Source organism: Aeromonas sp. BIGb0445 (genome assembly GCF_024809075.1).
GTDB classification, from domain to species: Bacteria; Pseudomonadota; Gammaproteobacteria; order Enterobacterales; family Aeromonadaceae; genus Aeromonas; species Aeromonas rivuli.
The window spans coordinates 291,247-316,860 of the sequence record NZ_JANUES010000001.1; the positions used below are offsets into that span (position 1 = coordinate 291,247).

The following is a 25,614-nucleotide window of genomic DNA, read 5'->3' on the forward strand; positions in this document are numbered from 1 at the left end:
TGCTTTCCTGCGCACCCCGGTTATGGCCGACGAAATGGCGGTGATAACCGTCACTTCACCGCTGCCAAGCGGCAGTCTGATGACTTACCTGCGAGGCCGAATTGGCCTAACATGGTGGACGATTTTCACATCGGACAACGGAAAATGTCGAGCTTAAAGAAGGATCTGGGACTGTGGCAGGGGATGGGGTTGCTGGCGACCTCCTTGCTTGGTACCGGGATTTTCGTGGTACCTGCCGCCGCGGCCTCCCTGGCGGGGGGAGCCTCCCTCTGGGCCTGGGTGCTGCTCATCGTGCTGGTGCTGCCCATCGCCTTTACCTTTGCCCGGCTCGGGCGCCGCTATCCCCATGCGGGCGGGGCGCCCCATCTTATCGGCAAGGCCTTTGGAGCCGGCGCAGAGCGTTACTCCGCCTTCCTGTTTCTGGCGGTGCTGCCGGTGGGATTACCTGCGGCCCTCACCATAGCGGCGGGATTCTGGCATGCCCTGTTCGAACTTGGTGAGCTGACCCTGTGGGCCATACAGCTGTTGACCCTGCTCGGCGTCTTGCTGCTCGGTCTGCGCGGCGCACGCTCCTCGGGTAATCTGCAACTGCTCATTGCCCTGGCCATCGTCGGGCTGACCCTGCTTATCGCCCTCAAGGGCGAGATTGGCTGGCGTGATGCCGCTCAGCCTCTGCCGACGGCAGCTGAATGGCCCGCCATGGCCACGGCGCTGGCGGTGATGTTCTGGTGCTTCGTCGGTCTGGAAGCCTTCGCCCACATGGGGGAGGAGTTCAAAAACCCGGGGCGCGACTATCCCCTTGCCCTGCTTGGCGGTGTGCTGCTGGCGGGGCTCATCTACGGGATCCACTCCCTGGTCGTGCTCAAGTACGGCCTCTATGGCGACGAGGCGACCAATGCCACCGCCATTCCTACCCTGCTGGCGCTCTTGTTCGGGCCGACCGCCAAGTGGCTGGTGGCGATCCTCGGCTATCTCTCCTGCTTTGCCAGCATCAACATCTATCTACAGGGGTTTGCACGGCTCATCTGGAGCATGGCGCGCGAGGGCAAGCTGCCTGCTTCCCTGGCAACCCTGTCGACGCGGGGGGCCCCGGTGCGAGCGCTCTGTCTGGTGCTCGGTATCTGTGTCGCCTCCATCACCCTGATCCTCTGGTGGCGGCTGCCCCTCGATACCCTGATCCGCTACGCCAACGGCAACTTTGTACTGGTCTATCTGCTCTGCATGGCGGCGGGCTGGCGCCTGTTGGCAGGCGGCGGCAAGTGGCTGGCGGGTTTGAGTGCCCTGCTCTGCGCGGCCGTCATGGTCGCCCTGGCCGCCGAGGGGATCTATGCCCTGCTGCTGACCCTGGGTTATGGGCTCTTCGCCCTGTGGCGGCGCAGGTGTCGTCAGCGCCAGGGCGCGGCCGAGGGGGGCAGCTGCTCCGTTATCGAGTAACCGCTGTCACAAGGCGCCGACGCGACCCAGTCAAAGCCCCGCAATGCGGGGCTTTGTCATCATGATTGGCGGCAGTGCTCAGAGGCCAAGCCGCTCGGTGAGCAGGGATAGCTCGTCGCGCCAGCGCTGTTGCAGCCGTGGGGTCTGATGCCTGGGCTTGCGGGCGAGATCGGCCGCCAGCAAGCTGTCCAGTTCGTACCAGCGTGCCAGCATGGCCTCGTCATCCTCCGCTGCCGTGGCCTGGGGCTGAGAGAGGGCCGTGGGGATCGGACTGCTTGATGGGCCTGCCAGTTCATGGCCGAGCAGCTCGGCATAGGCTCGCTCGGCACTGTGGGCCTCGACAATGCGCCCCCCCTTGATCACCCAGAAGCGGTTGCAACTGCGCTCGATCAGATCCCGGTCGTGGGAGACCAGCAAGACGCCACCGGCAAAGCCGGTCAGTGCCTCGGCCAGCTCCTCCTTGCCCTCCAGATCCAGATGGTTGGTGGGTTCATCGAGCCAGAGCAGGTGGTGACTCGCCAGGGAGAGGGCGAGGAACAGCAGTCTGGCCCGCTCGCCACCACTCAGGCTCAAGACCCGCTGGCCGTGACGGGTGTAGGGGAAGCCTGCCCGGATCAGGGCCTGGCGCAGGGTCACCGCCGGTCGCGGCGCCAGGGCGTAGAGGGCGTCGCTCAGGGTGGCCCCGTCATCGAGCTGCTGCAGGGATTGATCGTAGTAGGCGATGCTGGCTGCGGGGTGGCGGTACCAGCCCTCTGCCTGGCGCCGTTCACCTATCTCGGCCCAGCACTGGCGCAGCAGGGAGGATTTCCCCGTGCCATTGGCACCGAGCAGGGCGACCCTGTCACCGGATTTCAACCAGAGATCCTCGGCGCGCAGCAGGGGCGGCAACTGTGGCGCCGGGCGCACGTCGAGGGCTTCCAGCCGCAACAGGGCATCGGCGGGCAGCCCCAGTCCGTGCAGTTCGAGTCGCCAGGGGGCGCCGGCGCCGACCAGGCTCTGCTCCTCCTGCAGCTTCACGATACGTTTCTCCATGGACTTGGCCTGGCGTATCAGCTTCTCGCTGTCATGTTCCCGCCCCCAGATGGTGAGGCGTTTGCTGCTGGCACTCAGGCGGTCTATCTCTTTTTGCTCATCCATCCGGCGCAGGCGAGCATTGTCGTCCTCTTCCACCAGCGCCGCCCTGGCCTGGCTGCAAGGCTGGGCGAAGCGGTAGATGCGCCTGTCCCGCAGGATCAGGGTGTGCTGGGTCACCCGATCGAGCAGGCGGCCATCGTGGGAGACCAGCACGAAGGCGCCGCGCCAGCTCGACAAGAAGCGCTCCAGCCAGAGCAGGGCGGGCAAGTCCAGGTGGTTGCTTGGCTCATCGAGCAGCAGCAGATTGGGTTGGCGCAGCAGGGCGCGGCCTATCTGCAGGCGGCTGTGCTGGCCACCGCTCAGGGTAGTGACCGGCAAGTCGGCCTGCTCGGCGAGTTGCAGCTCATCGAGCATCTTGTCCACCTGCCAACCAAGGGCGGGATCCCCTGCCACGGCTTGCTCCAGCACGGCGCGGGTGCTGAGCCCTTGCAACGCAGTGGGTAAATGCTGCGCCACAAACTCGCAGCGGCAGGGGGCGGCCTGTTGCACGCGTCCATCATGGGGCTGGATCTGGCCAGCCAGCAGGGCGAGCAGGGTGCTCTTGCCGCTGCCGTTGGCGCCGATGAGGCCGATGCGGTCACCGCTCTGGATGCTGAGGTCGATATTGTCGAACAGGGGAAGGTGACCTGCGCTCATCTGCAGGGAGTGGGTACTCATCAATGTTGTCATGCTGTTGCTCTCTAAAATGCGGGATCGGAGATCCCTGTCATCAGGAGCGCTGGCGACAATGGTCGAGAAAGGTCTCGGTCAAGAAGGGAGTCGGCTTTGCTCGAACCCGCTATCGCAGCGCGATCTTATGCAGGCAAGAGCTGGGGAAAGTGTCGAACAGACGAGCCGAGAACATCGGACACGTTGGGATTACCATTTTTTACCTCCTTGTGTTTTGTCATGGCACAGTGAGGCGATTATAAGCACAGAAAAAAACAAGCGTCCATCGGCGAACCAGAGGGCGTGATCCCCTGGTGATGAGTGTGGCGAACAGCGCATCTCACTGTCTGTCGCAAGCAAAGCGACAGCCTGCATGGCAGGCTGCCGGCTTCACTGTCCATTAATCCCTAGGGGTCTTGAGTGCCTGGATCACATCATCGTTTGGCGCCAACCCCTCCACGTGGTTGAAGCTGTCGAGCCCCTGCTGGGGATCGATGATGAAGGCACTGGCACTGAGATAGCTGCCGCTGCCAGCGCTCTCGATGATGACGATGAGTTCGGGCTGCTTGTCACCGTTGAGATCCTGCAGTGTCAGCTCCTTGATGCTGCCGTCGCGGGGCAAGATCTTGCCATCGATGAACTGGTCGAGGGGAAATTGGGGGTTGGCTCCGGTGTAGAGGCGCACGCCGTAGCTGCCGGTGGAGGCGGGTTCACCGCGCCCCTCGCTGACTGTGATCACCTGACCGGAGGGCAGCGTCAGCTGTTTGAAGAAACCATCCGCCGCCTGGCCGGTCAGTGGCAGGCTGAGCAGGCCGAGTGTCATGAGCAAGGTTTTCATCGATTTGACCCTTGTTACTGCGGTGACTGGCAAACAGGGTTGCCTGTCACGGATTGAAACCAGTGGGCCGGGCATCTGTGCCCGGCGCCTGTCATCTGCCTCGACGAGGCGGCGATCACCAGATCTTGACCCGTTTGGCCGGGTCCAGATAGAGCTTGTCGCCCTGGTCTATCTTGAACGCCTCGTAGAAGGCGGGAATATTGGGCACCACGCCATTGACCCTGTATTCGGGCGGGGAGTGGGGATCCGAACTGAGCAACATCTGCATCAGCTCGGGGCGATACTTGCCCTTCCACACCTGGGCCCAGCCGAGGAAGAAGCGCTGTTCGCCGGTGAAGCCGTCGAGCACCGGGGCCTCCTTGCCATCGAGTGACAACAGGTAGGCCTTGTGGGCAATGGTGAGGCCGCCCAGGTCGCCAATGTTTTCCCCCAGGGTGAACTGACCGTTGACGAACTGACCCGCTATGGGTTCGAAGCGGTTGTATTGGGCGACCAACCGGCTGGTGCGGAACCTGAACTCCTTGAGATCGGTCGGCGTCCACCAGTCACGCAACACGCCGTCCCCATCGGACTTGGCGCCCTGATCATCGAAACCATGACCCATCTCGTGGCCGATGACGCCGCCGATGGCGCCATAGTTGACCGCATCATCGGCGTTCAGATCGAAGAAGGGGGGCTGCAGGATGGCCGCCGGGAACACGATTTCGTTGTTGCTTGGGTTGTAGTAGGCGTTCACCGTCTGGGGCGACATGTACCAGCGATCCTTGTCGACCGGGGTGCCGAGCCGGGAGAGACTCTCCTGATACTCGAAGGCCTGGGCGCGCAGCAGGTTGCCGACCAGATCATCCGCGTTGACCTGGATGGCACTGTAGTCCCGCCACTTGTCCGGGTAACCAATCTTGGGTCTGAACTTGGCGAGCTTCTCCTTGGCCTGGGCCTTGGTGGCCGGTGACATCCAGTCGAGGGTATCTATGCTCTGGCCGTAGGCGATGCGCAGGTTTTCGACCAGTTGCTCCATGCGGGCCTTGGCCTCGGGGGGGAAATATTGCGCCACATAGCGTTTGCCGACGGCCTCGCCCAGGTGGGCATCGAGTACCGCCAATGCTCGCTCCCAGGCCGCACGCTGCTTGGGAGTACCGCTCAGGACGGTGCCGAAGAAGGCGAAGTTGGCCTGGTCGGTGTCGCTGTCGAGATAGGGGGCATAGTCACTGATGAGCTGCCATTTCAGGTAGTCGCGCCACTGGGCTGCGGGAGTCTGCACCATCAGCTTGTCCAGGGCTTGCAGGTAGCTGGGCTGGCCCAGGATCAGGGTCGGCTGGGCGGCAATGCCCGCCTCCTCGAGATAGCTCTGCCAGTCGATATGGGGGGCGAGGCGGCTGAGATCGCCGCGGGCAACTTTGTTGTAGCTCTTCTCCCGATCACGCAGGGCGACCTTGTCCCACTGGATGCGGGCGATGGCGGTTTCCAGCGCCACTATCTGTTTGGCTTTGGCCTCGGCATCGGTTTCACCGGCCCGGGTCAGCATGCCAGCGATATGCTGCTGGTACTGCTGGCGCAGGCGCACGCTGGCGTCATCACTCTTGAGGTAGTAGTCCCGGTCTGGCAGGCCGAGACCGGACTGGCCGATGTTGACGCTGTACTGGGTCGGCGCCTTGGCATCGGGTCCAATCCAGAAGCCGAAGGGGGCACCACCGCCCACCTTGCCGGTTCGCGCCAGGGCCTGGGCCAGGGTGCGGCTATCCGTCACCTGATCCAGCTCGGCGAGCAGAGGGCGAAGCGGGCTCATGCCCTTGCCATCACGGCCAGCTTTATCCAGATAGCTGGCGTAGAAATCGCGTATCTGCTGGGCTTCAGAGCCCTGGGGCGCATCCTTGGGCAGCGCCTCAATCAGGGTGCGAACATCGGCAAGGGACTTGTCGCGCAGGGTATAGAAGGCGCCATCGGCGGGTCTGTCATCGGGGATCTTGGCGCTGGCGAGCCAGTGGCCGTTGGCATAGCGGAAAAAATCGTCGCCGGGCTTGATGCGGGTATCCATGTTGGCCAAGGTCAGCCCTGAGTGGGCCTGATCCTGGGCAGGTCCCTGGCTACAACCGGCCAGCAGGGCCAAGCCTATCAACCCGGCCAGTATGCTTTTCTTGTTGTGCATTGTACTTGTTCCAATTCGAGTTATTTGCTTCCTTGCTCAGGGTGCGAGCAGGCGAGTCTCACTCTAGCAGTCCGGTTACAGCTTGATAAGTCCGCATCTGCTAAGATCGGCCCGTCTATTCCGGGGAAGCCTATGATTTCTCAACTCTATTCACGTGTCTGTCAGACCCTGCCGACGCCAACAAGTTCCAGCTCCTTATTGGTGGCTTACAGCGGTGGTCTCGACTCCACCCTGCTGCTCTTGCTGGCCGAGCGTTTCGCCCGCGAGCGGCAGCTGCCCCTGCGTGCTCTGCACGTGCACCATGGGCTCAGCCCCAATGCCGATGCCTGGGCCGAGCAGTGCGCCGCGTTCTGTCGGCAGCTCGGCGTGCCGCTGCAGGTGGCGCGGGTAGCGCTGAACCGGGGCAATGGCGAGAGCCTGGAGGCGCAGGCCCGCACCGCCCGCTATGACCAGTTGAGCACGGCGCTGGCGCCTGGGGGCTGGTTGCTCACGGCGCATCATCAGGACGATCAGCTGGAGACCCTCTTGCTGGCCCTCAAGCGTGGCGCAGGCCCACGGGGTTTGTCCGGCATTGTGCCGAGCCAGCCATTTGGTCAGGGATGGTTGTTGCGCCCCTTGCTGACCACTGGCCGCGAGGAGCTGGCCGAGGCGGCCGGCGAGGCGGGGCTGAGCTGGGTGGAAGATGAGAGCAATGTGGACGTGAGTTACGATCGCAACTTCCTGCGCCAGCGGGTGATCCCCGGGCTCAGGGCCCGCTGGCCGGCCATCGCCCAGACGGCGGCCCGCAGCATGGCCCTCTGTGCGGAACAGCAGGCGCTGCTCGAAGAGCTGGCGGCCGAGGATTGGCGGTTGGCGGGAGAGGGGGAGGCGTTGCGCATCGCCCCGCTCCATGAGTTGAGTCCGGCCAGGCGCAATAACCTGTTGCGTCACTGGATCCGGCGCCAGGGTGGCGAGATGCCGGCCCGGGATCAGCTGGCCCGGTTGTGGGACGAACTGGTGTTGGCTCGTCCGGATGCCAATCCTCAACTCAATTGGGGTCGGGTGAGTTGCCGTCGTTATCAGGGCTTGCTCTATCTGGTGCGCCCGGATCTGGTGCCGCTGACCGAGCAGATCCCCCTGGTTCCTGGTCGCTGGGTGACATTGCCGGATCGGCTTGGCAGCGTGCAGTTGCGCATCGGCGCCGAGGGGACATTGAGGCTGCCCGGGGCGGATGAGCCGCTCTCCATTCGTTTCTCGGTGGCCCCTGGCCAGACCCTCACCCCGCAGGGGCGAGGGGGGAGCCGTCGCCTCAAAAAATTGTGGCAGGAGTACGGGGTGCCCTCCTGGCAGCGGGGTCGAATCCCCATTCTCTTCTATGGCGAGGCGCCCGCGGCGGCCCTGGATCTCTTCATCTGCGAGGGCTTTGCCCGGACCGGTGGCCTGGGGCTGGCCTGGCAGAGGCTGGACTCGCCGGACGATGCCGAGCCCTTGCCATGAAAATACCCGGGGCGGCCATTGGCCGCCCCGGATTTGTTAAACAGCGCAAGCTCATGGCTTGGCTATCCCTGGATGCAGACAGGCATGACTGCTTAGCCAGCGCCTTCCGCTTTCTTGCGGGAGTAGAGGTGGCTATCCGCGGTCTCGTACAGGGTGTAGACGTCCATGCCCGGCAGCCAGTTAGCGGCGCCAAGGGAGCAGCCGACCTCGAAGCTGACGAGCTCCTGGTGGCTGCGGAGCATCTGTTGCAGCCGCAGCCAGACCGGTCGCCAGGCCTCGGCATCGGCCGGTTGCAGCAGCAAGGCGAACTCATCCCCCCCGATCCGAAACGCCTGATCCGTGGCGCGGATGCACTGCTGCAGCAGTTGGGCGAAGCGGCTGAGCACCAGGTCACCGACCGGGTGGCCCCAGGTGTCATTCACTTGCTTGAAGCGATCGAGATCCAGCAGTACCAACACCAAGCCATGAGGATCCCGGCTGTGCTGCTCGACGGCGCGGCCGAGGGCTTCATCGAAATAGGCCCGGTTGCCAAGCCCGGTCAGGTGATCGAGACGCACCTGTTGTTCCAGATTGGCCAGACGCAGGTAGAGGGGCAGCGCCAGCTCGAACTGGCGGTGACAGGCCTGCAACTCAGCAGTCTGCTGCTGGCTGGGGGTCTGGATCAGCTGATAATGGAGCTGTCCCAGGCAGAGACCCTGGCCATCCTTGAGCGGAAACTGGTAGCTGTGCAGGCTGATCTGATCCTGGGGCAGACACTGGATCAGGCTGTGGTGGTGGGTGCCCTCCAGGCAGAGGCTGTGGATGCGGACAATCCTTGCCGCCGTGCGGGCAAAGATTGCCAGCAGCTCGCTCAGCGTCTGCTGGCCGAGCAAGCGCTCGAGCAAGCCATGAGCTGGCTGACTTATCACGGGCGTCAGGTGATCCAGTTGGCGGATCCACTGCGCTGCGTCATAACCGACAGAGGCGTTTGCCCCTCTCCACGATGTTGAATTATCCACTCTATTTCCTTCCCAAGCGGCACCCAGGCCCACCATGGTGCCAAATACTGCAAGATCCGCGCCCAAAATATGTCCTATAGGGGCAACCCCGGCTGGCTAGACTTAAGTCGATAAAATAGGAGGAAAAATTGTATACGGAATTTTTGACGTTGCTGTTTGCCGCCGTGTTGCTGGTGGCGGTTTTCCGGCGCTTGGGCCTGCCGGCGATCCTCGCTTACCTGATCGCCGGCGTGCTGCTCGGCCCCTATGGTCTGGCGTGGGTCACTGAGCAAGCCATGATGCACACCCTAGGGGAACTTGGGGTGGTCTTCCTGATGTTCTCTCTCGGCCTCGAATTCTCCCTCTCCAAGCTCATTGCCATGCGCAGCCTGGTGGTCGGGGTCGGGGGGCTGCAGGTGATCCTGACCACGGCGCTGTTTTGCTGGATTGGCTGGTGGTGGGGGCTGACCCTGCCCCAGGCACTGGTGGTGGCGGGCACCCTCAGCCTCTCCTCGACTGCGGTGGTGATCAAACAGCTTGGGGAGCAGAAGCAGCTGCATACCCGTCGTGCCCAGCTTGGGGTCAGCGTCCTGCTGTTTCAGGACTTGGCCGTGGTGCCCCTGCTGGTGATGATCCCCATATTGGCCGAGCCCGAAGCCCAGGGCGATGCCCTGCTGGTTGCGGTCGCCTGGGCCTTACTCAAGGGCTTGCTGGTCCTGCTCGGCCTGTTGGCGGTGGGCAAGTGGTGGTTGCCCTCCCTGTTTCATGAGGTTGCCCGGGCCCGCTCCGACGAGTTGTTCGTACTGAGCGCCCTGCTGGTCGCGCTGCTTGCGGCTTCTCTCACTCAGTGGATGGGGCTCTCCATGGCCCTGGGTGCTTTCCTGGCGGGGATGATGTTGGGGGAGTCCCACTATCGTCACCAGCTGGAGGTGGACATCAAGCCGTTTCGCGATGTCTTGATGGGGCTCTTCTTCATCACCATCGGCATGGCCATGGAGTGGCAGCAGGTGGCGCGCCATTGGTGGCAGGTGGTGGGCATTGTGGTGCTGCTGGTGCTGTTCAAATCGCTATTGGTTCTGCTGGCGGGGCGCTTGATGGGGGAGCGAAAACGCGATGCCATGGCGGCGGGCATCATGCTGAGTCAGGTTGGCGAGTTTGGCTTCGTGCTGCTGGCCCTGGCGCTCAGCCACGGCTTGCTTGGTCAGGATATCGTCTCCCTGCTGATCGGTATTGGCGTTATCTCTATTGCCATCACCCCTTGGTTGGTGGGGCGCTCCCAGGATCTGGCGCGCTGGCTGACGCGATCTTCCCTGCTTTCCCAATCAGAAGTGGCCCAGTCGGGCCTGAGCAAGAGCGGTCATGTCATCATCGCGGGCTTCGGTCGGGCCGGTCAGACCTGTGCCCGCTTTCTCAAGCTGGAGGGGATCCCCTTCCTGGCACTGGATCTGGATCCCGAGCGGGTGAATGAGGCCAAGCTGGCGGGGGAGCAGGTGGCCTTTGGTGATGCCAGCAGACGCGAGATCTTGCTGGCCGCGGGCCTGCAACGGGCCCGTCTGGTGATCATCACCTTCGACGATGCCAAGCGGATCGGCGCCATGCTCTCCCTGATCCCCGGTTTGACAGAGGGGGTCAAGATAGTGGTGCGCACCCAGGATGACCGCCTGTTGGAGCAGTACAAGCAGGCCGGGGCTCACGAAGTGGTGCCGGAATCCCAGGAGGGGACCCTGATGCTGGTGTCCCACCTGTTGCTGCACTGTGACGTGCCCATAGGCCGGGTGATCCGGCGCATGGAGAAGGAGCGCAACAGCCAGTACTCCTTCCTGCATGGCTTTTACTGGGGGGGGCAGAGTGCCCCGGATCTGGAGACGGATCAGGGCCTGGAGCGGCTGCACCCGCTCGTGCTGAGCGAGCAGGCCTGGGCCATAGGCCACAAGGTGCAGGATCTCGCCCTGGAGGCTGTGCACATCAAGGAGGTGCAGCGTGGGGGCGATGTGCTGGAGCCCAGGGCCGAGCTGCTGCTGGTGGCGGGGGATACCCTGGTGCTGTTTGGCACGAGTGCCGCCATCGAGCAGGCAGAGCAACGGCTGCTGGAGGGGCGCTAGTGCAGGCCGGGAAGATGGGGATGGGGTGTGCTGGGAGGCCGCCAGGCCGCTGGCGGCGCAATGGCGGCAAGAACATAGCCCTGGCCGCTATCTGGCGGGTTGGACTGCGGTGACTTGCGAGACGCTGGCCGGGCTCTGGATATCGAGGAAGCGAGCGACACGGGATCTGTCGTCCAGGGTGTCTTGATAACCCAGGGCGATGAGCTGTTGGCAGTAGCCGGGGACGAACATCAGAAAACTGGCCAGGCTGCTGGTCTCATCGCCCTTGACACCCAACACCCGCAGCAGGCGGCGCATCTCGGTTGGCAGCTGGGGCAGAAAAGGGAGCGCCAACACGTCGAGATCCTGGCTTGGTTTGAGCACGCAGGCTTCCACCTCCTTGAGTTTTAGCCTTGCTCTGTCCCGCTCTGGAATGAGCGACAGGGTGAGGTTGATGCGGCCCAGGCGCTCCAGATCCGAATTGAGGGTGTCGGTGAACACGGTGTCGAGCAGGTGACTGGCGATGTGGGAGCTGGTCAGCCGCTCCCGGTATTGAGTCGGGTTATGTTGGGGAGGTGGCGCCAGGGCAATGGCCAGGATCCGCTCTGCCCCCAGATGGATAGCCGGGCTCAGGGGACTGAGCTGATGAATGGAGCCATCGCCATAGAATTTTTCGCCGATACGGGTGGCGGGGAACACGAAGGGCAGGGCACTGGAGGCGATCAGATGATCTGAGGTGATCAGGGTACGGATGCCGCGCCTGCGTTCCCGCTCCCAGGGATGATGCTGAGACCGCCCCTGAAAGAAGGTGGTGCTAAGGCCGCTCTCATAATCCGATGCCGTGATGGCCAAGGCCTCCAGACTGCCGTAGAGGATATTGTCATCGATGCGGTGGTAGTCGATGAGCTGCTCGAGCAGCTTGCGCAGCGGACTATTGTCGAACAGGTTGAAGGCGCGATTCGGGTCCGGATGGATCAGGCCCGCCGACCCCTCGTAGAGCAGACGCCAGAGCAGGCGTCCCGGGTGAAAATCGAAGATGTGGCGCGTCTCGAAACGGCGCCAGACCCACTCCAGTTTACGCACTCCCAGGTGAAAGCATGAGGCATGGCAGGCGAGGGCCGTGGCGTTGAGGGCACCGGCCGAGGTGCCGCATAAAATGGGGAAAGGGATCCCCTGATTGCGGGGGTAGAGTTCGGCGATAGCTTTGAGGGCGCCAACTTGATAGGCGGCGCGAGCACCACCACCGGTTAACAGCAGGGCTGTGTTAGGTTTGGCCATAGCGGATGCCTTTGGAACTATTCAAGGTTGTTCTGTGGCGCTCAAAGCAAGAGCCGCCGGTCGGGTTCCATCCTGTGACATGGGTTCTGCCAGCGCCCGGCCAAGAGTAGATAAGATGTCATAGCTGCGTCATTTTCCGTCAGGGACGCTGGGCAGTAACTTGACTACAAGTCTATAACATTATTAATAAAAATAGTTAAGCCCATGTGTAAAGTCAGGGTAAATCCAGCCCAGGTTCAGCCTTGCTGTTGGTTAATGTAACGCGAGTTGTGAAATCAATTGAGGCCCCATCAATGCAAACAGCGCACATCAGCGTCTCCATCGTCATACCGGCACAGAACGAGCGGGACAACCTGGAACCCCTGATCGGCGAGATCCGCCAGGCCATGGATGGACAGTTCGAGTACGAACTCATCTGTGTGGATGACGGCAGCACCGATGACAGCGTTGCCATTCTGACCCGGATAAAGCAGGATTTTCCAAGGCTCAGAGTGCTGCGCCATGAGCAGGGGGTGGGCCAAAGTTTTGCCGTCCTGAGCGGGGTGCGCCATGGCCGTGGCGACTGGCTGGTGATACTGGATGGGGATGGTCAGAACGATCCGGCCGACATCCCCGGCCTGCTGCATGAATTGATGGGGCGCAATGAGGCGGATCCGGCGCTGGTGGGCCTGATTGGTCACAGGGTCAACCGGCGGGATGACTGGGTCAAGCGACTCTCCTCCAGAGTGGCAAACAGCTTTCGTGATCTTTTGCTGCGCGATGGCATCCCCGATACCGGCTGTGGCCTCAAGGCGCTCAAGCGGGAATGCTACCTGGCGCTGCCTTGCTTCAACCACATGCATCGCTACATTCCGGCGCTGATCCAGGCCTATGGCGGCAAGATGGCCTCTTACCCGGTCAACCACAGGCCACGTCAGGCCGGAACGTCCAAATACGGGGTCTGGAACCGGCTCTGGGTCGGGCTTGTGGATGTGATCGGGGTCTGCTGGTTGCTGCGCAGGGCCAAGGTAGTCCAAGTCAGGGAGCAGCTGGATTGATGATGCTGGAGACCCAAATTGACTGGCTGATATGGACCGGGCTGCATGTCACCGGCTGGAAGCTCATCGGTTATGCGGGGGCCTTGATGTTTGGCGGGCGCTGGCTGGTGCAGTTCATCGCGTCCAGGCGGGCGGGCAAGCCGGTGATCCCGCGGCTGTTCTGGTACATGAGCATACTCGGCAGCCTGATGACGCTCAGTTATTTCATTTTCTCCCCCAAGCAAGACTCGGTCGGTGTGTTGCAGAATCTGTTTCCCGCCTTCACCGCGCTCTACAGCCTCTATCTGGATGTGAAACATCGTGGCTGGCGCCGGGACAGGGGGGATCGGTGATGACAAGGGGCTGCCATGATAAGTGATCGATTTTTACTGGAGGCATCACCGCGCCAGACCCTGGGTTGGCTGATGCTGCTGGCCCTGGTAATACTGGCTGCGGGGATCGGACTGCGCGACCCCTGGCCCGCCGACGAGCCTCGTTTTGCCCTGGTGGCCAAGGAGATGGTCGAGAGCGGCCGCTGGCTGTTTCCCATGCGTGGCGGCGAGATTTATCCCGACAAGCCGCCCCTGTTCATGTGGGGTATTGCCCTCGGTTATCTGCTGACAGGCTCACTCAAGGTGGCTTTCTTGCTGCCTTCCCTGCTGGCGGGACTCGGTACCCTGGTGCTGACCTGGGATCTCGGTCGTCGGCTGTGGAATGCCCAGGTGGGTTTCCTGGCGGGGGTGCTGCTGCTCTTTACCGTTCAGTTCACCCTGCAGGCCAAGACGGCGCAAATCGATGCCCTGGTGAGTTTCTTCATCACCCTGGGGCTCTATGGCTTCCTGCGCTTCCTGCTCGCGGGCGGCGGCTGGCGCTGGTACTACCTCGGCTGGTTTGCCGCGGGTCTTGGCATCATCACCAAGGGGGTTGGCATCTTGGCGGTACTGGTGTTGATCCCGGCTATCTGGACGCACAGGGCGCCGTTGCGTCAAGCCAGTCGCGCCGCCTGGTGCAAGGGGCTGCTTGGCCCCCTGGTGATGCTGGGGGCGATTGGCCTCTGGCTGCTGCCCATGGTGCTGGCGGTGGCATCGAGCGGTGATGCCGTGCTGCAAGCCTATCGTGACAACATCCTGCTGCATCAGACGGTGACCCGCTATGCCAACGCCTGGCATCACGTCAAACCCCTCTGGTACTACTTCACCGCCGTCATCCCCCCCTTCTGGCTGCCGGTCTCCCTGCTGCTACCCTGGCTCGCGGTCTGCTGGACTCGTGCCATTCGCAATGATGGTGACAGGCGGGTGATACTGCTGCTCGGCTATCTGCTCTTGATGCTGCTGTTCTTCTCCCTGTCACCGGGCAAGCGCGGCGTCTACATCACGCCGGGCACCCCTGTGCTGGCGTTGCTGGCGGCGCCCTGGCTGGGCCAGCTGCTTGGCCGGGTCTGGCCGGTGCGGCTGCTCAAGGGGTTGGGCTGGCTGCTCGCTCTGGTGGGGATCGGCGCTGCTCTGGCACTGATGTTCAATGCCAGGCTGGCCGCCAAGGCGGCCGAGCTTGGGGATCATCCCTGGTTGCCGCTGCTGATCCTGGGTCTCGGTCTGCTGGTGATCAATGGCATATTGCACCGGGCCCCGCTGCTAGGGATCCTCGGCTCATTGGCCTTCGGCTGGCTGCTCTATTCCACCCAGATAGCGATGCGGCTCAACGAGGTGCGCACCCCGGAGGAGATCATGGTCAAGGCGGCGCAAGAGGTGCCCCAGGGAGATCAGCTGCTGCTGGTGGGCTTCAAGGAGCAGCATCTGCTGTTCGCCCGTCAGCCGCTTTGGCACTACTCCTACCATGAGGAGAACCGGGTGCAGGGCTGGGAGGCTGCCGCTTGGGTGGCGGCCATGCCCGGGCGCTGGGTGCTGGGCTCGCGCAACATCATCAGTGTCTGTTTCGACCCCCGGCAGACCATGAGTCTGGGCTATCGCCACCGCACCGACTGGTTGCTGGCCCGTGCCGATGCCCTGCGCCCCGCATGCCGGGGCCTGACTCCGACCATCGAGCCCTTCTTCTACGCCCCCACGCTGGTCTATTGAGTTCAGGCAGGTTGACCAAGAAGGGAGGGGGGCCATGGCTCCCCTCTCTTCTTGGCGGGTCGCGAGGTCAGGCCGGCGATTGGCTGAGTTCGACGAAGGCGGCAAACAGGGGCGGGCTGGTCAGTATGCGGCCATGACCCAGGCCTTGGGTGGAGATGAGCCGGGTGCGGCCATGCTGGCTGGCACGCAGGGAGTCTTGATGGGGGGCGAACCTGTCCCCCTCGTCGTGGACGATGAGGGCCGGGCCGCTGCGCCTGGTCAGGGCAGCCAGGGGGTCCACCTCGCTCAAGGGGTGTTGATACTCCTGCTCTATCTCTTTGACCACGGCATCGAACAGCCGCATCGAATAACCGGATCGTGCCACCATGGCGTAGAGCTGGGGCACATAGTCGATGACGGGAGCGACCAGCAGCAGGGGGCAGGTCTGCAGGCGAGGGTGGCGGCTGGAGAGGGCCACGGCGCCTCCCATACTGTGGGCCATCACACCGGCGATGGGGCCAAGCCGCTCGATCAACTCGTCCAGGGCGCGCACGAAGCGGGGCAGATGACCGGTTTTCCCCTCGCTATGGCCGTGGGCTGGGTGATCGTAGGCGATGGCGGTGAACCCCCGGGCCGCAATGTGTTCCATCAGCGGGTAGAGCTGGCTGGCGCTGCCGGACCAGCCATGCATCAACAACCAGACCGGGCCTTGACCGAGGCGATAGCTCATCAGCTGCCCCTCGCTGGTGTGCACGGCCTGGCGCACCAGACCTGCGGGGAGATCGGTGTCGCGCTGGGCGCGGCTCGGGGTCAGCAGCAGCTTGCTGGCGGTGCGTTTGGCGTGGGCGGGGGCCAGGCCATGATGCAAGCGGGTGCCGAGACCCAGCAGCCACTTGCCCGGGCTGAAACGGCGGGTATTGAAGTAGATCTTGCTGCTCATGGGCGGTCACTCCTGTGGTGCGCCGGTGTGAGGCGGCTGGGTGTGTTATTTTGAGTACGGTCGTGCTTTTTAATCGGTTTTAAAAAACAGCGGCTGAAAACAGCCAATCCACCAGGGCGATCAGCTTGGGCGCCAACTGATGAACAGCGCCTCTACCTCGGGCCAGAAATGGTGCCCGTGATCGTCGCTCAGGGCCAGGGCATCGAACACCTGATCGCCCAGATAGAGGCCGTAGAGCCGGTAGACGGCGCGCCAGGGATCCATCTCGGCTCGCCATTCGCCCAGGGCCTGGCCTGCGGCAACCTGACGGGCGAGATAGTCGAGCCAGAAGCGCACCAGCTGGCGAGCGGCTTGCTGCACCTCTCCCTCCTGGGCCGAGGTCCAGGCATCGAGAAACATGCAGCGTCCGGCGAAATTCTGATTCCAGGCGAGCCAGGCTTCCAGCAGCGCCCGTAATTTAGCCTGCTGATCCGGATATGCCCGCTGGCGCACCGGCTGGATCACTCTGTCCCGAAACACCTGTCCTGCGTATTCGAGCACGGCTATCTGCAGGTTGTCTCTGGACTGGAAGTGGGCGAACAGGCCGCTCTTGGACATCTCGCACCGGCTGGCGAGGGAGCCGATGGTGAGACTCTCCAACCCCTGCTGGCTCGCCTGCTCGAAACCTTGCTGCAAGATAGTCTCACGGGTCAGTCTGCCTTTGCTCATCCATCACCTCAGTGTCGATCCCGTGGCAGCATATAGGACGATCGTACTTTTTGCGAGCCACAGTTGCACAGCAGACAAGTCGCGGTCCGACAATGAGAAGACGCCGCTCAGTTGTCCTTGATATCCAGCTGCTGCAGGGCAATCACCGCCTGGGTGCGATTCTTGACGTCGAGTTTGCGGAAGGCGGTAGTGATAGGGGTCCTGAGGGTGACAAGGGCTCAGTTGTCCTTGATATCCAGTTGCTGCAGGGCAATCACCGCCTGGGTGCGATTCTTGACGTCGAGCTTGCGGAAGGCGGTAGTGATATGGGCCCTGAGGGTGACAAGGGCTCAGTTATCCTTGATATCCAGTTGCTGCAAGGCAATCACTGCCTGGGTGCGATTCTTGACGTCGAGTTTGCGGAAGGCGGTAGTGATATGGGCCCTGAGGGTGACAAGGGCTCAGTTATCCTTGATATCCAGCTGCTGCAAGGCAATCACCGCCTGGGTGCGATTCTTGACGTCGAGCTTGCGGAAGGTGGTAGTGATATGGGCCCTGAGGGTGACAAGGGCTCAGTTATCCTTGATATCCAGCTGCTGCAGGGCAATCACTGCCTGGGTGCGACTTGACGTCGAGTTTGCGGAAGGCGGTAGTGATATGGGCCCTGAGGGTCAGTTATCCTTGATATCCAGCTGCTGCAAGGCAATCACTGCCTGGGTGCGATTTTTGACGTCGAGCTTGCGGAAGATGGCGGTGATATGGGCCTTGATGGTGGCTTCCGAGACATTGAGCTCCCAGGCAATCTGCTTGTTGAGGCTGCCATCGCGCAGCATCACCAACACCTTGTACTGCTGGGGGGTCAAACTGGCCAGCTTGCTGGTCAGGCTCGACTCATCTTCGCACTCTGGCCTGAGCGAGATACCCTCTGGCAGCCAGGTATCACCGGCGATGACCGCATTGAGTGCCGTCACCAGCTGCTTCATGGAGGAGGATTTGGGGATGAACCCCAGGGCGCCGAGCCGCAGCACCTGCTGCACGACAGAGGCCTCTTCCGAGGCTGATACGACAACAATCGGCAGATCCGGGTATTGGCCGCGAAGATGCACCAGCCCCTCGAAGCCATTGGCGCCCGGCATTTTAAGGTCGAGCAGCAGCAGGTCGACTTCGGGGTGATCCTTAAGCAGATGGGCCAGGCTGTCGATGGAGTCAGCCTCCAGCAATTGCGCATCGCTGACGGCCATGTGCACGGCTTGATAGAGTGCGCCCCGAAACAGGGGGTGGTCATCCGCGATGACGATGGTAAATTGGCTGTCCATGGCTCGATGTTAACTATTTGTTTTGGAACATCAAACTAGCATCGCCCCCCATGGTGGTCAAACACGCAGACCGACAAATGTGACGGTCAGCCAGGATGAATTGCTATGTCTATCAATAGGCAATAACAAGTAGCCAGCAACTCGCCGCCTGTGATGGGGTGGCCCGGGACCCTGGCGATGCAGGAGAGCAAGATGGATGAGATGGTATTGACGGTCGGCACTGGCTCGACCTGGGCGATGCGGGCGGCCCTGGTACTCGGTCTGACCGGGGGCAAGTGGCGCGAGCAGGCGTTCGAGCTCAAGGATGCCGCGGCCCTGCACAGGCTCAAACAGCAGGCCCCGGCAGGCTTGGTGCCCTGGTTGGTGCATGATGACGTGCGGGTGCACGACTCCCTGGCCATCGCCGAATATTTGCATGAGCAGTATCCGAGTCGGGGACTCTATCCGGCGGGCCGAGCCGAGCGTGCCCTGGCGCGCAGCCTGTGCGCCGAGCTGCACGCCGGTTTTGGCCAGATCCGCAGCCGTTTACCCTATTTTCTGGGGGCCCCCCGCAAGCAGGAGCCCCCCCTGGAGACCTTGCCCGAGCTGGCCAGGTTGCAGGTGATCTGGGCCCAGGCCGGCGCCGGCTTCTACTTTGGCGCTCCCGGTATACTGGACGCGTTCTACGCCGTCATGGCCCAGCGTCTGTTCAACTACGGTATCGCCTTGCCGGGGGCGGCGGGGGCTTATCAGCAGCATTTGCTGGCCTGGCCCCTGTGGCAGGAGACCCTTGAGCGGGCTGGCAAGGAGTGGCCCGCGCTGGCCGCCAGGCCGCAGGGTTAACATCGGGTGGTGGCGTCAGGCACCGGCCAGGCATGTGCAGTCTGGCGATGGTATGAACGAGGGGAGCCCAGGCTCCCCTCGTTCAGTTTTGCCACCGACCTCTCCCCTTGGCCGCTCGAGTCAGTGATGCCCAGTGTCGATGCGTGCCGGCGCTTAGGGTTGCTCACGCCCGGCGAACACCACCACCACCTTGTCGTCCCCTTTTTCTCGCACGAAGCTGTAGGGGGCATCGGAGAGCTGACGGTGGCTGCCGGCGGCGATGGCCGGGTGGCTGGCGCGGAACTGGCCGAGTCGCTGCCAATGTTTGACCAGCTCGGCCTTGTCACCGCTGGCCAGCTCCTGCCAGTTCATGTCGGATCGCACCCCCTGATCGAAGACGCCGCCATCCTTGGCCAGTCCCCGGCCCGACTCGTCACCGTAGTAGATCTGGACCGCGCCGGGCAGTAGCAGGAAGCTGCTGGCCACCCGCCGTTGCAGCGCCACATCCTGATAGTCCCCGAAGAACAGCTTGGTGTCGTGGGAGCTGATGTAGCTCAGCACGTTGAACTCGGGATCCTGGTTGAGGCGGCTGGCATAGCTGGCGTAAGTCGGCTCGGCGCTGGCCAGGCACTGGGCCTGGGGCAGGGCAGCCTCGCGCTGGTAATCGAAATTGATCAGCGCATCGAAGCCGTTCTGGTACCAGAAGTCCTTGGTGACCCCCTGATCCCACACCTCGCCCACCATGTAGAAGGGCAGATCATCGAGCTTCTTGGTCGGGTTGTTCGCCTTCCACTCCTTGAGGGCCGCACTGCCCGCCTGCTTGAGTTTCAGCCACACCTCGGGTTCCAGGTGCTTGACGGTGTCGGCCCGAAAACCATCGATACCAAAGCGGCGCACCCAGTCGGTGTGCCAGGCGATGAGGTAATCACTTACCGTGGCATTGGGGAGCGCTTTGGCCCGGGTATCCTGCTTGGCGGCGAGCAGAGGAGGCAGGCCCACCGGCTTGGTGGATTCGGTCAGGAAGTCCGGTAGCCCCGCCACCGAACCGGTGACGTCATCGGTGCCGGGCTGGGGATAGCCTGGCAGACCCGCCCGCACCCAGTCTGGCCCCCACCACTTGTTCCACGCTGGTGACTGATAGTCGATGAATGGGTTGTAGTCGTGCCAGCTCTGCGCGCTACTGGGGCGCCACTCATTCCAGCGGGCCGGCAACGTGTCGCTGTTTCGGGTCAGCGCCGTCAGTCCCAGATCCTGCAAGTCGGCGAGGGTGGCGTAACCGGCATGGTTCATCACCACATCCAGGATGATGCGCATGCCCCGCTGATGGGCCTGGTCCACTAGCGTCTTGAGGCTCTCTTCATCGCCGTAGTTGGGGTCGATTTTAGTGAAGTCGAGCGCCCAATAACCGTGATAGCCATAGAAGGGGAAGTTGCCCAGCTCACCGCCGCCGATGAAGCCGTGCACCTGCTCCACCATGGGGGTTATCCAGATGGCATTGATGCCGAGGGCCTTGATGTAGTCGAGCTTGGCGGTCAGTCCCTTGAAGTCGCCGCCGTGCCAGGTGGCGACCTCGTCCTGGCCATCCTTCTGGCGGCCGAAGCTGTGATCGTTGCCGGGATCGCCGTTGGCAAAGCGATCGGTCAGCAGGAAATAGACGCTCGCCTGATCCCAGCTGAAGGGCTCGGGTCTTGGCGCCGCCACGGGTTCGAGCAGCAGCAGGCCGCCGCTCTCCTTGGTCGGGGTCAGGGTCAGCTTGCCCTGTGTGACCACGGCCTCCTGCCTGGAGTAGGCATCCCGCAGCCGGGTGCCGTCGGGCCAGACGCCCTTCAGCGACACCGTCACCGGGCCGCCATCCCAGGCAAGGCAGGCTTGCTCGGGGGGCTGGCGTTTGAAGGTGCTCTTTTTGGTGGCCCGCAGCACCTTCAGGCTGGGGGTCTGCGGGTCGAAGCTGAACTCGTACTCCCCTGCCAGCATCACCTTGAGGGTGAAGCTGCTCTCTGGCGCACAGTTGTCCATGGGCAGATCCGTGCCAAAGGGCAGCGGCATGTTTTCGCGCGGGCCAAAGCTGGTGCCGCAACTGTTGCCTGCATCGCTGATGCGAATGCGGTAACTGCCCTTGGCCAGAGGGTGGGTCAGCTGCTGCATCCCCCCGGTCAGGCTGAGATTGACGGGCAGCGCCTCGCCATCCACATAGAGGTGCAAGTCGGGGGCTGCCCAGGCGGGCAGGGCCAGCAGGGCGAGCAACAGAGGGGAGAGACGCATGAGCCATTCCTTTGCCAAGCAGCGGGATGGTTCATTCTAAGGGGCACCAGAGGGCGAGTGGGAAACGGCAACCGGGATCTGTGAACTCGGTTCAAATGGCAACGCTTTCAAGGGCAAGGAGGTTGGTTTGCACAGCAAGATAAGCAAAATGCCGACCCTGAGGTCGGCATTTTATGGTCGTGATGGGGGATCAGACGGTAAAGAACTTGAAGTTGACGAAGGCCACCGCGATGAAGGAGGCCACCATGCCGGACAGGCAGAGCACGGCCGGTCGGATGGCGGGCCAGCGGTGAGTCAGCAAGATGATGGCCAAGAGGGTCGGATAGAGGCCAAACATGTAGCGCGGCATGGCGTTGAGCCCTGTCATCAGCGGTATGGTGCAGCAGATGAACATCAGGGTCGCCTCGGCCCAGCGCTTCTTGTAGAACAGATAGCCGTTCAGGGCCCAGCCGAACATCACCATGATGGAGAGGTAGGCCTTGCGCCCGCCGAGTTCGAAGCCGCTCATCCACCAGTCCAGCGGACTGTCCATGTGACGACCCCATGCAACCTGTATGTGTTTGAATGCCAGGGCATCCCCCATCAGGTGGTAGAGGTAGACCATGTAAGCGAACAGGCCGAAGGGGATGAGCCAGAGGGTGAGCACCACCTTGAGGGTCCGCTCGCTGAAACGCAGGAACTCGCGGATGCCATAGGCCTGCAGCGCCAGGATCAGCACGGGGAACACCATCATGACCCCCAGGTTACGGGTGCTGGAGATGAGGATCCCCAAGACGGCCACCATCATCCACTGTTCCCGGTAAGCGAACAGGAACATGCCCAGCATGAGCGCCATGAACATGGGCTCGGTATAGCCGGACACGAAATAGGCCGAGAAGGGGGAGAAGGCGAGCAGCCAGACTCCGAAGCGTGCCGTTTCATCTCCCAACTTGAGCTGACGCAGCACCAGCAGCATCAGCGGCAGGCTGGCGAAGAAGGCGAGGTTGGCGACCAGCATCAGTCCAAACAGGCTCTCGACCTCGAGCAGGCTGGAGATGCCGCCGGCCAGCATGGGGTAGAGGGGCATGAAGGCCCAGTTGGCTGCATTGCCCTTGCTGAGCCAGCGTGGATAGAGATCGTAGCCGTTTTCAATGATGCGCTGGAACCAGACGCAGTCGAATTGGCAGTAAGCCTGGAAGGGGCCAATGGGGCTGCCGTACAGCTGGACCCCGAAGTAACCCATGCCATACAAGGCGATGCGACTCAGGGCAAAGGCTGCAAAGATCAGCAGCCAGTCATTGCCGCTGATACGCAGGGAGGGACGATAGGGCGCCACGGCGCCCGGCACATTGAGATTGGTCACATCATTCATCAAGCGAATACCCAGATACGGGAGAGGACATAGGTCAGTATGGTGACCGTCAAGGTGGCGATGACCACCGGCAGCAGGCCGGAGAGCCCGGCAAACAGCAGGCCGCTCAGGATCAGGTTACGCACCGCTAACGAGAAGAGTGCAACCAGCAAGAACTTGCCAACGGCCCCCTGCTTCTGGAAGGTGATGTACCTGTGGCCGAAGAAGGAGAACCAGAAAGCCACCGAGAACGCGAGTGTGGTGACCAGGTGCTCGTTGATGCCGGGCCAGCTGTGGAACAGGGCAAAGGCGCTGCCCAGATCCACCAGGGTGGCGCCACCACCGACGAAGCCGAAGCGCACCAACCGCCAGAATTCATCGCGGGAGATCATGCAGGATCTTGCTCCTGGCCATCTCTTGCTGCGTCAGCTTGCTCAGGCTTGCTGGCCTTGGCGCGGCTCTTGGCCTTGGGGGCAGAGGGTTTGCTCGCCTCATCGGCGGCATATTGGCCGTAAACCCCTTCAATCAGGTAAATCGGACGCTGCTTCACTTCCACGAACATGCGACCAATGTACTCGCCTATGATGCCAAGGGAGAGCAACTGGATGCCGCCGAGGAAGAGCACCACCGACATCAGCGAGGCGTAACCGGGGACATCTACGCCGAAGAAGAGCACCTGGGTCACTATCTTGAGGATGTAGAGGAAGGCAACTAAGGAAACGCCGACCCCGACATAGCTCCATACCCGCAGCGGCCAGCTGGAGAAACTCATCACCCCATCGAGGGCGAAGTTCCACAGCTTCCAGTAATTGAACTTGGTCTCGCCGGCATGGCGGGCGGGACGCTCGTAAGGCACGCCGACGGCACGGAAACCGGCCCAGGCGAACAGACCCTTCATGAAGCGGGTGCGTTCTGGCAGCTGCTTGATGGCCTCGACGACCCGGCGATCGATCAGGCGGAAGTCACCGGCGTTTTCCGGCAGCTTGGTACCGCTGGAGAGGGCATTGAAGAAGCGGTAGAAGCCGCCGGCGGTGATGCGCTTCATCGGGGTGTCGGCGCTGCGATCGACCCGAATGCCGTAGACGGTGTCATAGTCACCGGTTTGCCACAGCTTGACGAATTCCAGGATGAGAGCGGGGGGATCTTGCAAGTCCACATCCATGGGGACCATGGCATCGCCACGGGCGTGGTGCAGGCCTGCGGTCATGGCGGCTTCTTTGCCGAAGTTGCGCGCCAGATTGACCAGGGTCACCCGCGGGTCACGGGCGATGGCCTGCTCGACGACGTCACGGGTACGATCGCGACTGCCGTCGTTGACGAAGACGATCTCCAGGTGCTCCTTGATGGAGTGCAGTTCTGAGTCTATCGCGGCAATAAAGGCATCAATGCTCTCTTCCTCGTTATAAACGGGCACGACCAGAGAGAGTCGGAAATTGGCTTGCGACATGGGGCTGTCCTTATAGGAAAGGGGGCATGAAAAGAGGAGGCGGTTATTCGGTGCTCAGTTGCACAGATTCGACGTTGAGCGGGGTCGCCGTCGAGAGGGCCAGGAAGTTGAGCTGTTTGGGATCCTGGCTCAGGGCCTCACCGGGCAGCTGGAAGTTGATTTCGTTCAGACCCGCCTTGGCCAGCTTGATGGTGGTGACGAAGTCATGACCCATGGCGACGTTGAGCAGGGCTCCGGCCTCTGGGCTGTTGATGCGCGCTCGCACAGTGAGGTCATTCTGGTCGGCTGACGACTCCCCCTGCTTGGGCAGCAAGAAATAGAGACCCCCCTGACCAGTTAGCTGGGTGCCTTGCTCGCTCGGCTTCTTGGACCAGCCTTCGCTGGAGAGGAAGCGGCTCGGTTTGGTCAGATTGAGCTCGTTGCCTACCCGGTACGTCATGCTGGAGTTGTGCTCCCAGAAGCGGGTCTTGCCTTCCAGATAATAGAGGCGATAGGCCAGGCTCACATTGGGGTGGGCAGCCAGGTAGAGGGTATAGAGATAGAAGCCGCTCAAGGCGAGGATGGCTGCGATAAAACCGAACTTTTTGTATGTCATATTACTCTCTACGCCCAAGGGGGAGGCTAACTCGCGCATATGCTAATCCAATTGCAAAAAAAGCATAGTGGATCACAAAAAAATATTTGGTCATATATTAACCCCTGTCATCCGTCATCACCACCCCCGCCCGGTCCCGATGCCGTGACGTCATTTTGCACACTCCCTCGCCAAGACACAGGGCGCGGCAATGGATGGCCCGCTCAGGTCAAGGCGAGGGATAATTCAGTGCGTCATCAATTGACACCAAATTTCGGCTCATATGGTCGCCTTGGCCTGGTTATCCCCTTATGATGGCGCGACTCTGCGTGCAAGGATTGCCAATGACCCGTTTGCTGCTCCCCTTGATTGCCTGTTTGCTCTCGCCAGCCCTGTGGGCGGCGAGCCCCTGTCCACACCCGTTGCGGGTCGGCTACGACGAGTGGCCGCCTTATCACAGTCGTGATGATGGTGGTCAGATGCGGGGCTTTACCATCGAAGTGCTGGAAGCCGTGATGGCACAGATCCCCTGCCAGCTGACCTATGTCGAGCGACCATGGAAGCGGGTGCTGCAGGGGGTGGAACTTGGGGAAATAGACATCGCCATGGAAGCCTTCATCAATGAAGAGCGTGCCGCCTATGGGCTCTTCTCCGATGCCTATAACCCCGGGGAAACCGGGCTCTGGCTAGTGAAGGGGGGCGGGGTCACGGGGCAGGGTAACAGCCTTGCCAGCTGGCTGGGACAGGGCCAGCGATTGGGGGTGACCCGGGGTTATTTCTATGGGGATGAGCTGATAGCCCTGCTTGCCCGTCACCCACATCAGGTGAGTGCCGTGCCCAGAGAGAGCCAGAATTATCATAAGCTGCTGCTGGGGCGCATCGATGGCTTTCTCGGGGACAGGCTGGCGACCCATCAGGGGCTCATGGATGCTGGACTTGGGCAACAGGTGGTAATGGCAGAGCAGCCTGCCGCTCGCCAGCCCACCTTCTTCATGTTCAGCAAGCAGAGTGTCTCTCCCACGCTGGTGACGCGCGTCAACCTTGCCTTGGTGCAGTTGCGCCAGTCCGGCCAGTATGCGCGGATTTGGCAACGCTACACACAGACACCCTAGTCAGCTTGTACTTATTGTCGCATCATGGGCCGGTGAGAGGGTCGCTGTGACTTGGATGGCAAT

The 25,614-nt window shown here is 62.2% G+C and carries 21 protein-coding genes and 2 pseudogenes; 8 read left to right on the forward strand and 15 right to left on the reverse strand.

The window, feature by feature from the left end; translation table 11 throughout:
- The first annotated feature begins 144 nt into the window (after positions 1-144).
- Entirely contained in the window at positions 145-1,434 is a 1,290-nt protein-coding gene (yjeH, locus tag M2367_RS01365; RefSeq protein ID WP_259235552.1) for an L-methionine/branched-chain amino acid transporter, read from the forward strand.
- Between the two features lie 78 nt (positions 1,435-1,512).
- On the opposite strand, the gene M2367_RS01370 is transcribed toward yjeH, so the two are convergent.
- The 3 genes from M2367_RS01370 to M2367_RS01380 form a co-directional block, all read right to left on the reverse strand.
- Positions 1,513-3,237 (reverse strand): ABC-F family ATP-binding cassette domain-containing protein, encoded by a 1,725-nt coding sequence (locus tag M2367_RS01370; RefSeq protein ID WP_259235553.1) that lies wholly within the window; start codon positions 3,235-3,237, stop codon positions 1,513-1,515.
- Positions 3,238-3,616: 379 nt separating this feature from the next.
- Entirely contained in the window at positions 3,617-4,054 is a 438-nt protein-coding gene (locus M2367_RS01375; protein WP_042040743.1) for a PliI family lysozyme inhibitor of I-type lysozyme, read from the reverse strand.
- 115 nt (positions 4,055-4,169) lie between these two features.
- On the reverse strand, positions 4,170-6,200 hold the full coding sequence (locus tag M2367_RS01380) for a M13 family metallopeptidase (protein ID WP_259235554.1): 2,031 nt from the start codon (positions 6,198-6,200) through the stop codon (positions 4,170-4,172).
- Positions 6,201-6,332: 132 nt separating this feature from the next.
- Here M2367_RS01380 and tilS point away from each other — a divergent pair, with 132 nt between their 5' ends.
- On the forward strand, positions 6,333-7,676 hold the full coding sequence (gene tilS, locus M2367_RS01385) for a tRNA lysidine(34) synthetase TilS (RefSeq protein ID WP_259235555.1): 1,344 nt from the start codon (positions 6,333-6,335) through the stop codon (positions 7,674-7,676).
- 92 nt (positions 7,677-7,768) lie between these two features.
- On the opposite strand, the gene M2367_RS01390 is transcribed toward tilS, so the two are convergent.
- Complete coding sequence (locus tag M2367_RS01390; protein ID WP_370736601.1) at positions 7,769-8,674, reverse strand: GGDEF domain-containing protein; 906 nt, start codon at positions 8,672-8,674, stop codon at positions 7,769-7,771.
- A gap of 128 nt (positions 8,675-8,802) precedes the next feature.
- On the opposite strand from M2367_RS01390, the gene M2367_RS01395 reads away from it, so the two are divergent.
- Positions 8,803-10,755 carry a monovalent cation:proton antiporter-2 (CPA2) family protein gene (locus M2367_RS01395; RefSeq protein ID WP_259235556.1) on the forward strand — a complete coding sequence of 651 codons (1,953 nt, stop codon included), beginning with the start codon at positions 8,803-8,805 and terminating at the stop codon, positions 10,753-10,755.
- 87 nt (positions 10,756-10,842) lie between these two features.
- Here M2367_RS01395 and M2367_RS01400 read toward each other — a convergent pair whose 3' ends face one another.
- Positions 10,843-12,012 carry a patatin-like phospholipase family protein gene (locus M2367_RS01400; RefSeq protein WP_259235557.1) on the reverse strand — a complete coding sequence of 390 codons (1,170 nt, stop codon included), beginning with the start codon at positions 12,010-12,012 and terminating at the stop codon, positions 10,843-10,845.
- 293 nt (positions 12,013-12,305) lie between these two features.
- On the opposite strand from M2367_RS01400, the gene M2367_RS01405 reads away from it, so the two are divergent.
- Genes M2367_RS01405 through M2367_RS01415 form a run of 3 tightly spaced genes read left to right on the forward strand, consistent with a single transcriptional unit; the run spans position 12,306 to position 15,103 of the window.
- On the forward strand, positions 12,306-13,049 hold the full coding sequence (locus M2367_RS01405; protein ID WP_259235558.1) for a glycosyltransferase family 2 protein: 744 nt from the start codon (positions 12,306-12,308) through the stop codon (positions 13,047-13,049).
- A 2-nt stretch (positions 13,050-13,051) separates the two neighbouring features.
- Complete coding sequence (locus M2367_RS01410) at positions 13,052-13,381, forward strand: lipid-A-disaccharide synthase N-terminal domain-containing protein (RefSeq protein ID WP_259235559.1); 330 nt, start codon at positions 13,052-13,054, stop codon at positions 13,379-13,381.
- Between the two features lie 15 nt (positions 13,382-13,396).
- The gene (locus tag M2367_RS01415; protein WP_259235560.1) at positions 13,397-15,103 is read left to right on the forward strand and encodes a glycosyltransferase family 39 protein; all 1,707 of its coding nucleotides are present in this window, start codon (positions 13,397-13,399) and stop codon (positions 15,101-15,103) included.
- A gap of 67 nt (positions 15,104-15,170) precedes the next feature.
- On the opposite strand, the gene M2367_RS01420 is transcribed toward M2367_RS01415, so the two are convergent.
- The 5 genes and pseudogenes from M2367_RS01420 to M2367_RS01450 all read right to left on the reverse strand — a co-directional run bounded on the left by M2367_RS01420 (position 15,171) and on the right by M2367_RS01450 (position 18,025).
- Positions 15,171-16,022: an alpha/beta fold hydrolase gene (locus M2367_RS01420; RefSeq protein WP_224431017.1), complete on the reverse strand. Its 852-nt coding sequence runs from the start codon at positions 16,020-16,022 to the stop codon at positions 15,171-15,173.
- 120 nt (positions 16,023-16,142) lie between these two features.
- Positions 16,143-16,730, reverse strand: a complete 588-nt coding sequence (locus M2367_RS01425; RefSeq protein ID WP_259235561.1) for a TetR/AcrR family transcriptional regulator — start codon at positions 16,728-16,730, stop codon at positions 16,143-16,145.
- A 107-nt stretch (positions 16,731-16,837) separates the two neighbouring features.
- Positions 16,838-16,924 (reverse strand): annotated as a pseudogene (locus M2367_RS01430) (DNA-binding response regulator); the annotation flags it as partial.
- A 135-nt stretch (positions 16,925-17,059) separates the two neighbouring features.
- Positions 17,060-17,161: pseudogene (locus tag M2367_RS01440) on the reverse strand (DNA-binding response regulator); the annotation flags it as partial.
- A 219-nt stretch (positions 17,162-17,380) separates the two neighbouring features.
- Positions 17,381-18,025, reverse strand: coding sequence for a response regulator transcription factor (locus tag M2367_RS01450; RefSeq protein WP_259235562.1), 645 nt, complete (start codon positions 18,023-18,025; stop codon positions 17,381-17,383).
- A gap of 192 nt (positions 18,026-18,217) precedes the next feature.
- Here M2367_RS01450 and M2367_RS01455 point away from each other — a divergent pair, with 192 nt between their 5' ends.
- Complete coding sequence (locus tag M2367_RS01455) at positions 18,218-18,847, forward strand: glutathione S-transferase N-terminal domain-containing protein (protein WP_224431014.1); 630 nt, start codon at positions 18,218-18,220, stop codon at positions 18,845-18,847.
- Positions 18,848-19,000: 153 nt separating this feature from the next.
- Here the strand turns inward: M2367_RS01455 and M2367_RS01460 are convergent, their stop codons facing one another.
- The 5 genes from M2367_RS01460 to M2367_RS01480 form a co-directional block, all read right to left on the reverse strand.
- Positions 19,001-21,088 (reverse strand): alpha-amylase, encoded by a 2,088-nt coding sequence (locus tag M2367_RS01460; RefSeq protein ID WP_259235563.1) that lies wholly within the window; start codon positions 21,086-21,088, stop codon positions 19,001-19,003.
- A gap of 190 nt (positions 21,089-21,278) precedes the next feature.
- Positions 21,279-22,439, reverse strand: coding sequence for a hypothetical protein (locus M2367_RS01465; RefSeq protein ID WP_224431012.1), 1,161 nt, complete (start codon positions 22,437-22,439; stop codon positions 21,279-21,281).
- Entirely contained in the window at positions 22,439-22,810 is a 372-nt protein-coding gene (locus M2367_RS01470; RefSeq protein ID WP_042040729.1) for a GtrA family protein, read from the reverse strand. The genes M2367_RS01465 and M2367_RS01470 overlap by 1 nt, the downstream gene beginning before the upstream one ends.
- A complete protein-coding gene (locus M2367_RS01475) occupies positions 22,807-23,865 on the reverse strand; it encodes a glycosyltransferase family 2 protein (protein WP_259235564.1) in 1,059 nt (352 codons plus the stop codon). Before M2367_RS01475 ends, M2367_RS01470 begins: the two co-directional genes overlap by 4 nt.
- Positions 23,866-23,908: 43 nt before the next feature.
- Positions 23,909-24,460, reverse strand: coding sequence for a hypothetical protein (locus M2367_RS01480; RefSeq protein WP_259235565.1), 552 nt, complete (start codon positions 24,458-24,460; stop codon positions 23,909-23,911).
- A gap of 323 nt (positions 24,461-24,783) precedes the next feature.
- On the opposite strand from M2367_RS01480, the gene M2367_RS01485 reads away from it, so the two are divergent.
- Complete coding sequence (locus M2367_RS01485; RefSeq protein ID WP_259235566.1) at positions 24,784-25,551, forward strand: ABC transporter substrate-binding protein; 768 nt, start codon at positions 24,784-24,786, stop codon at positions 25,549-25,551.
- The last annotated feature ends 63 nt before the right edge of the window (positions 25,552-25,614 follow it).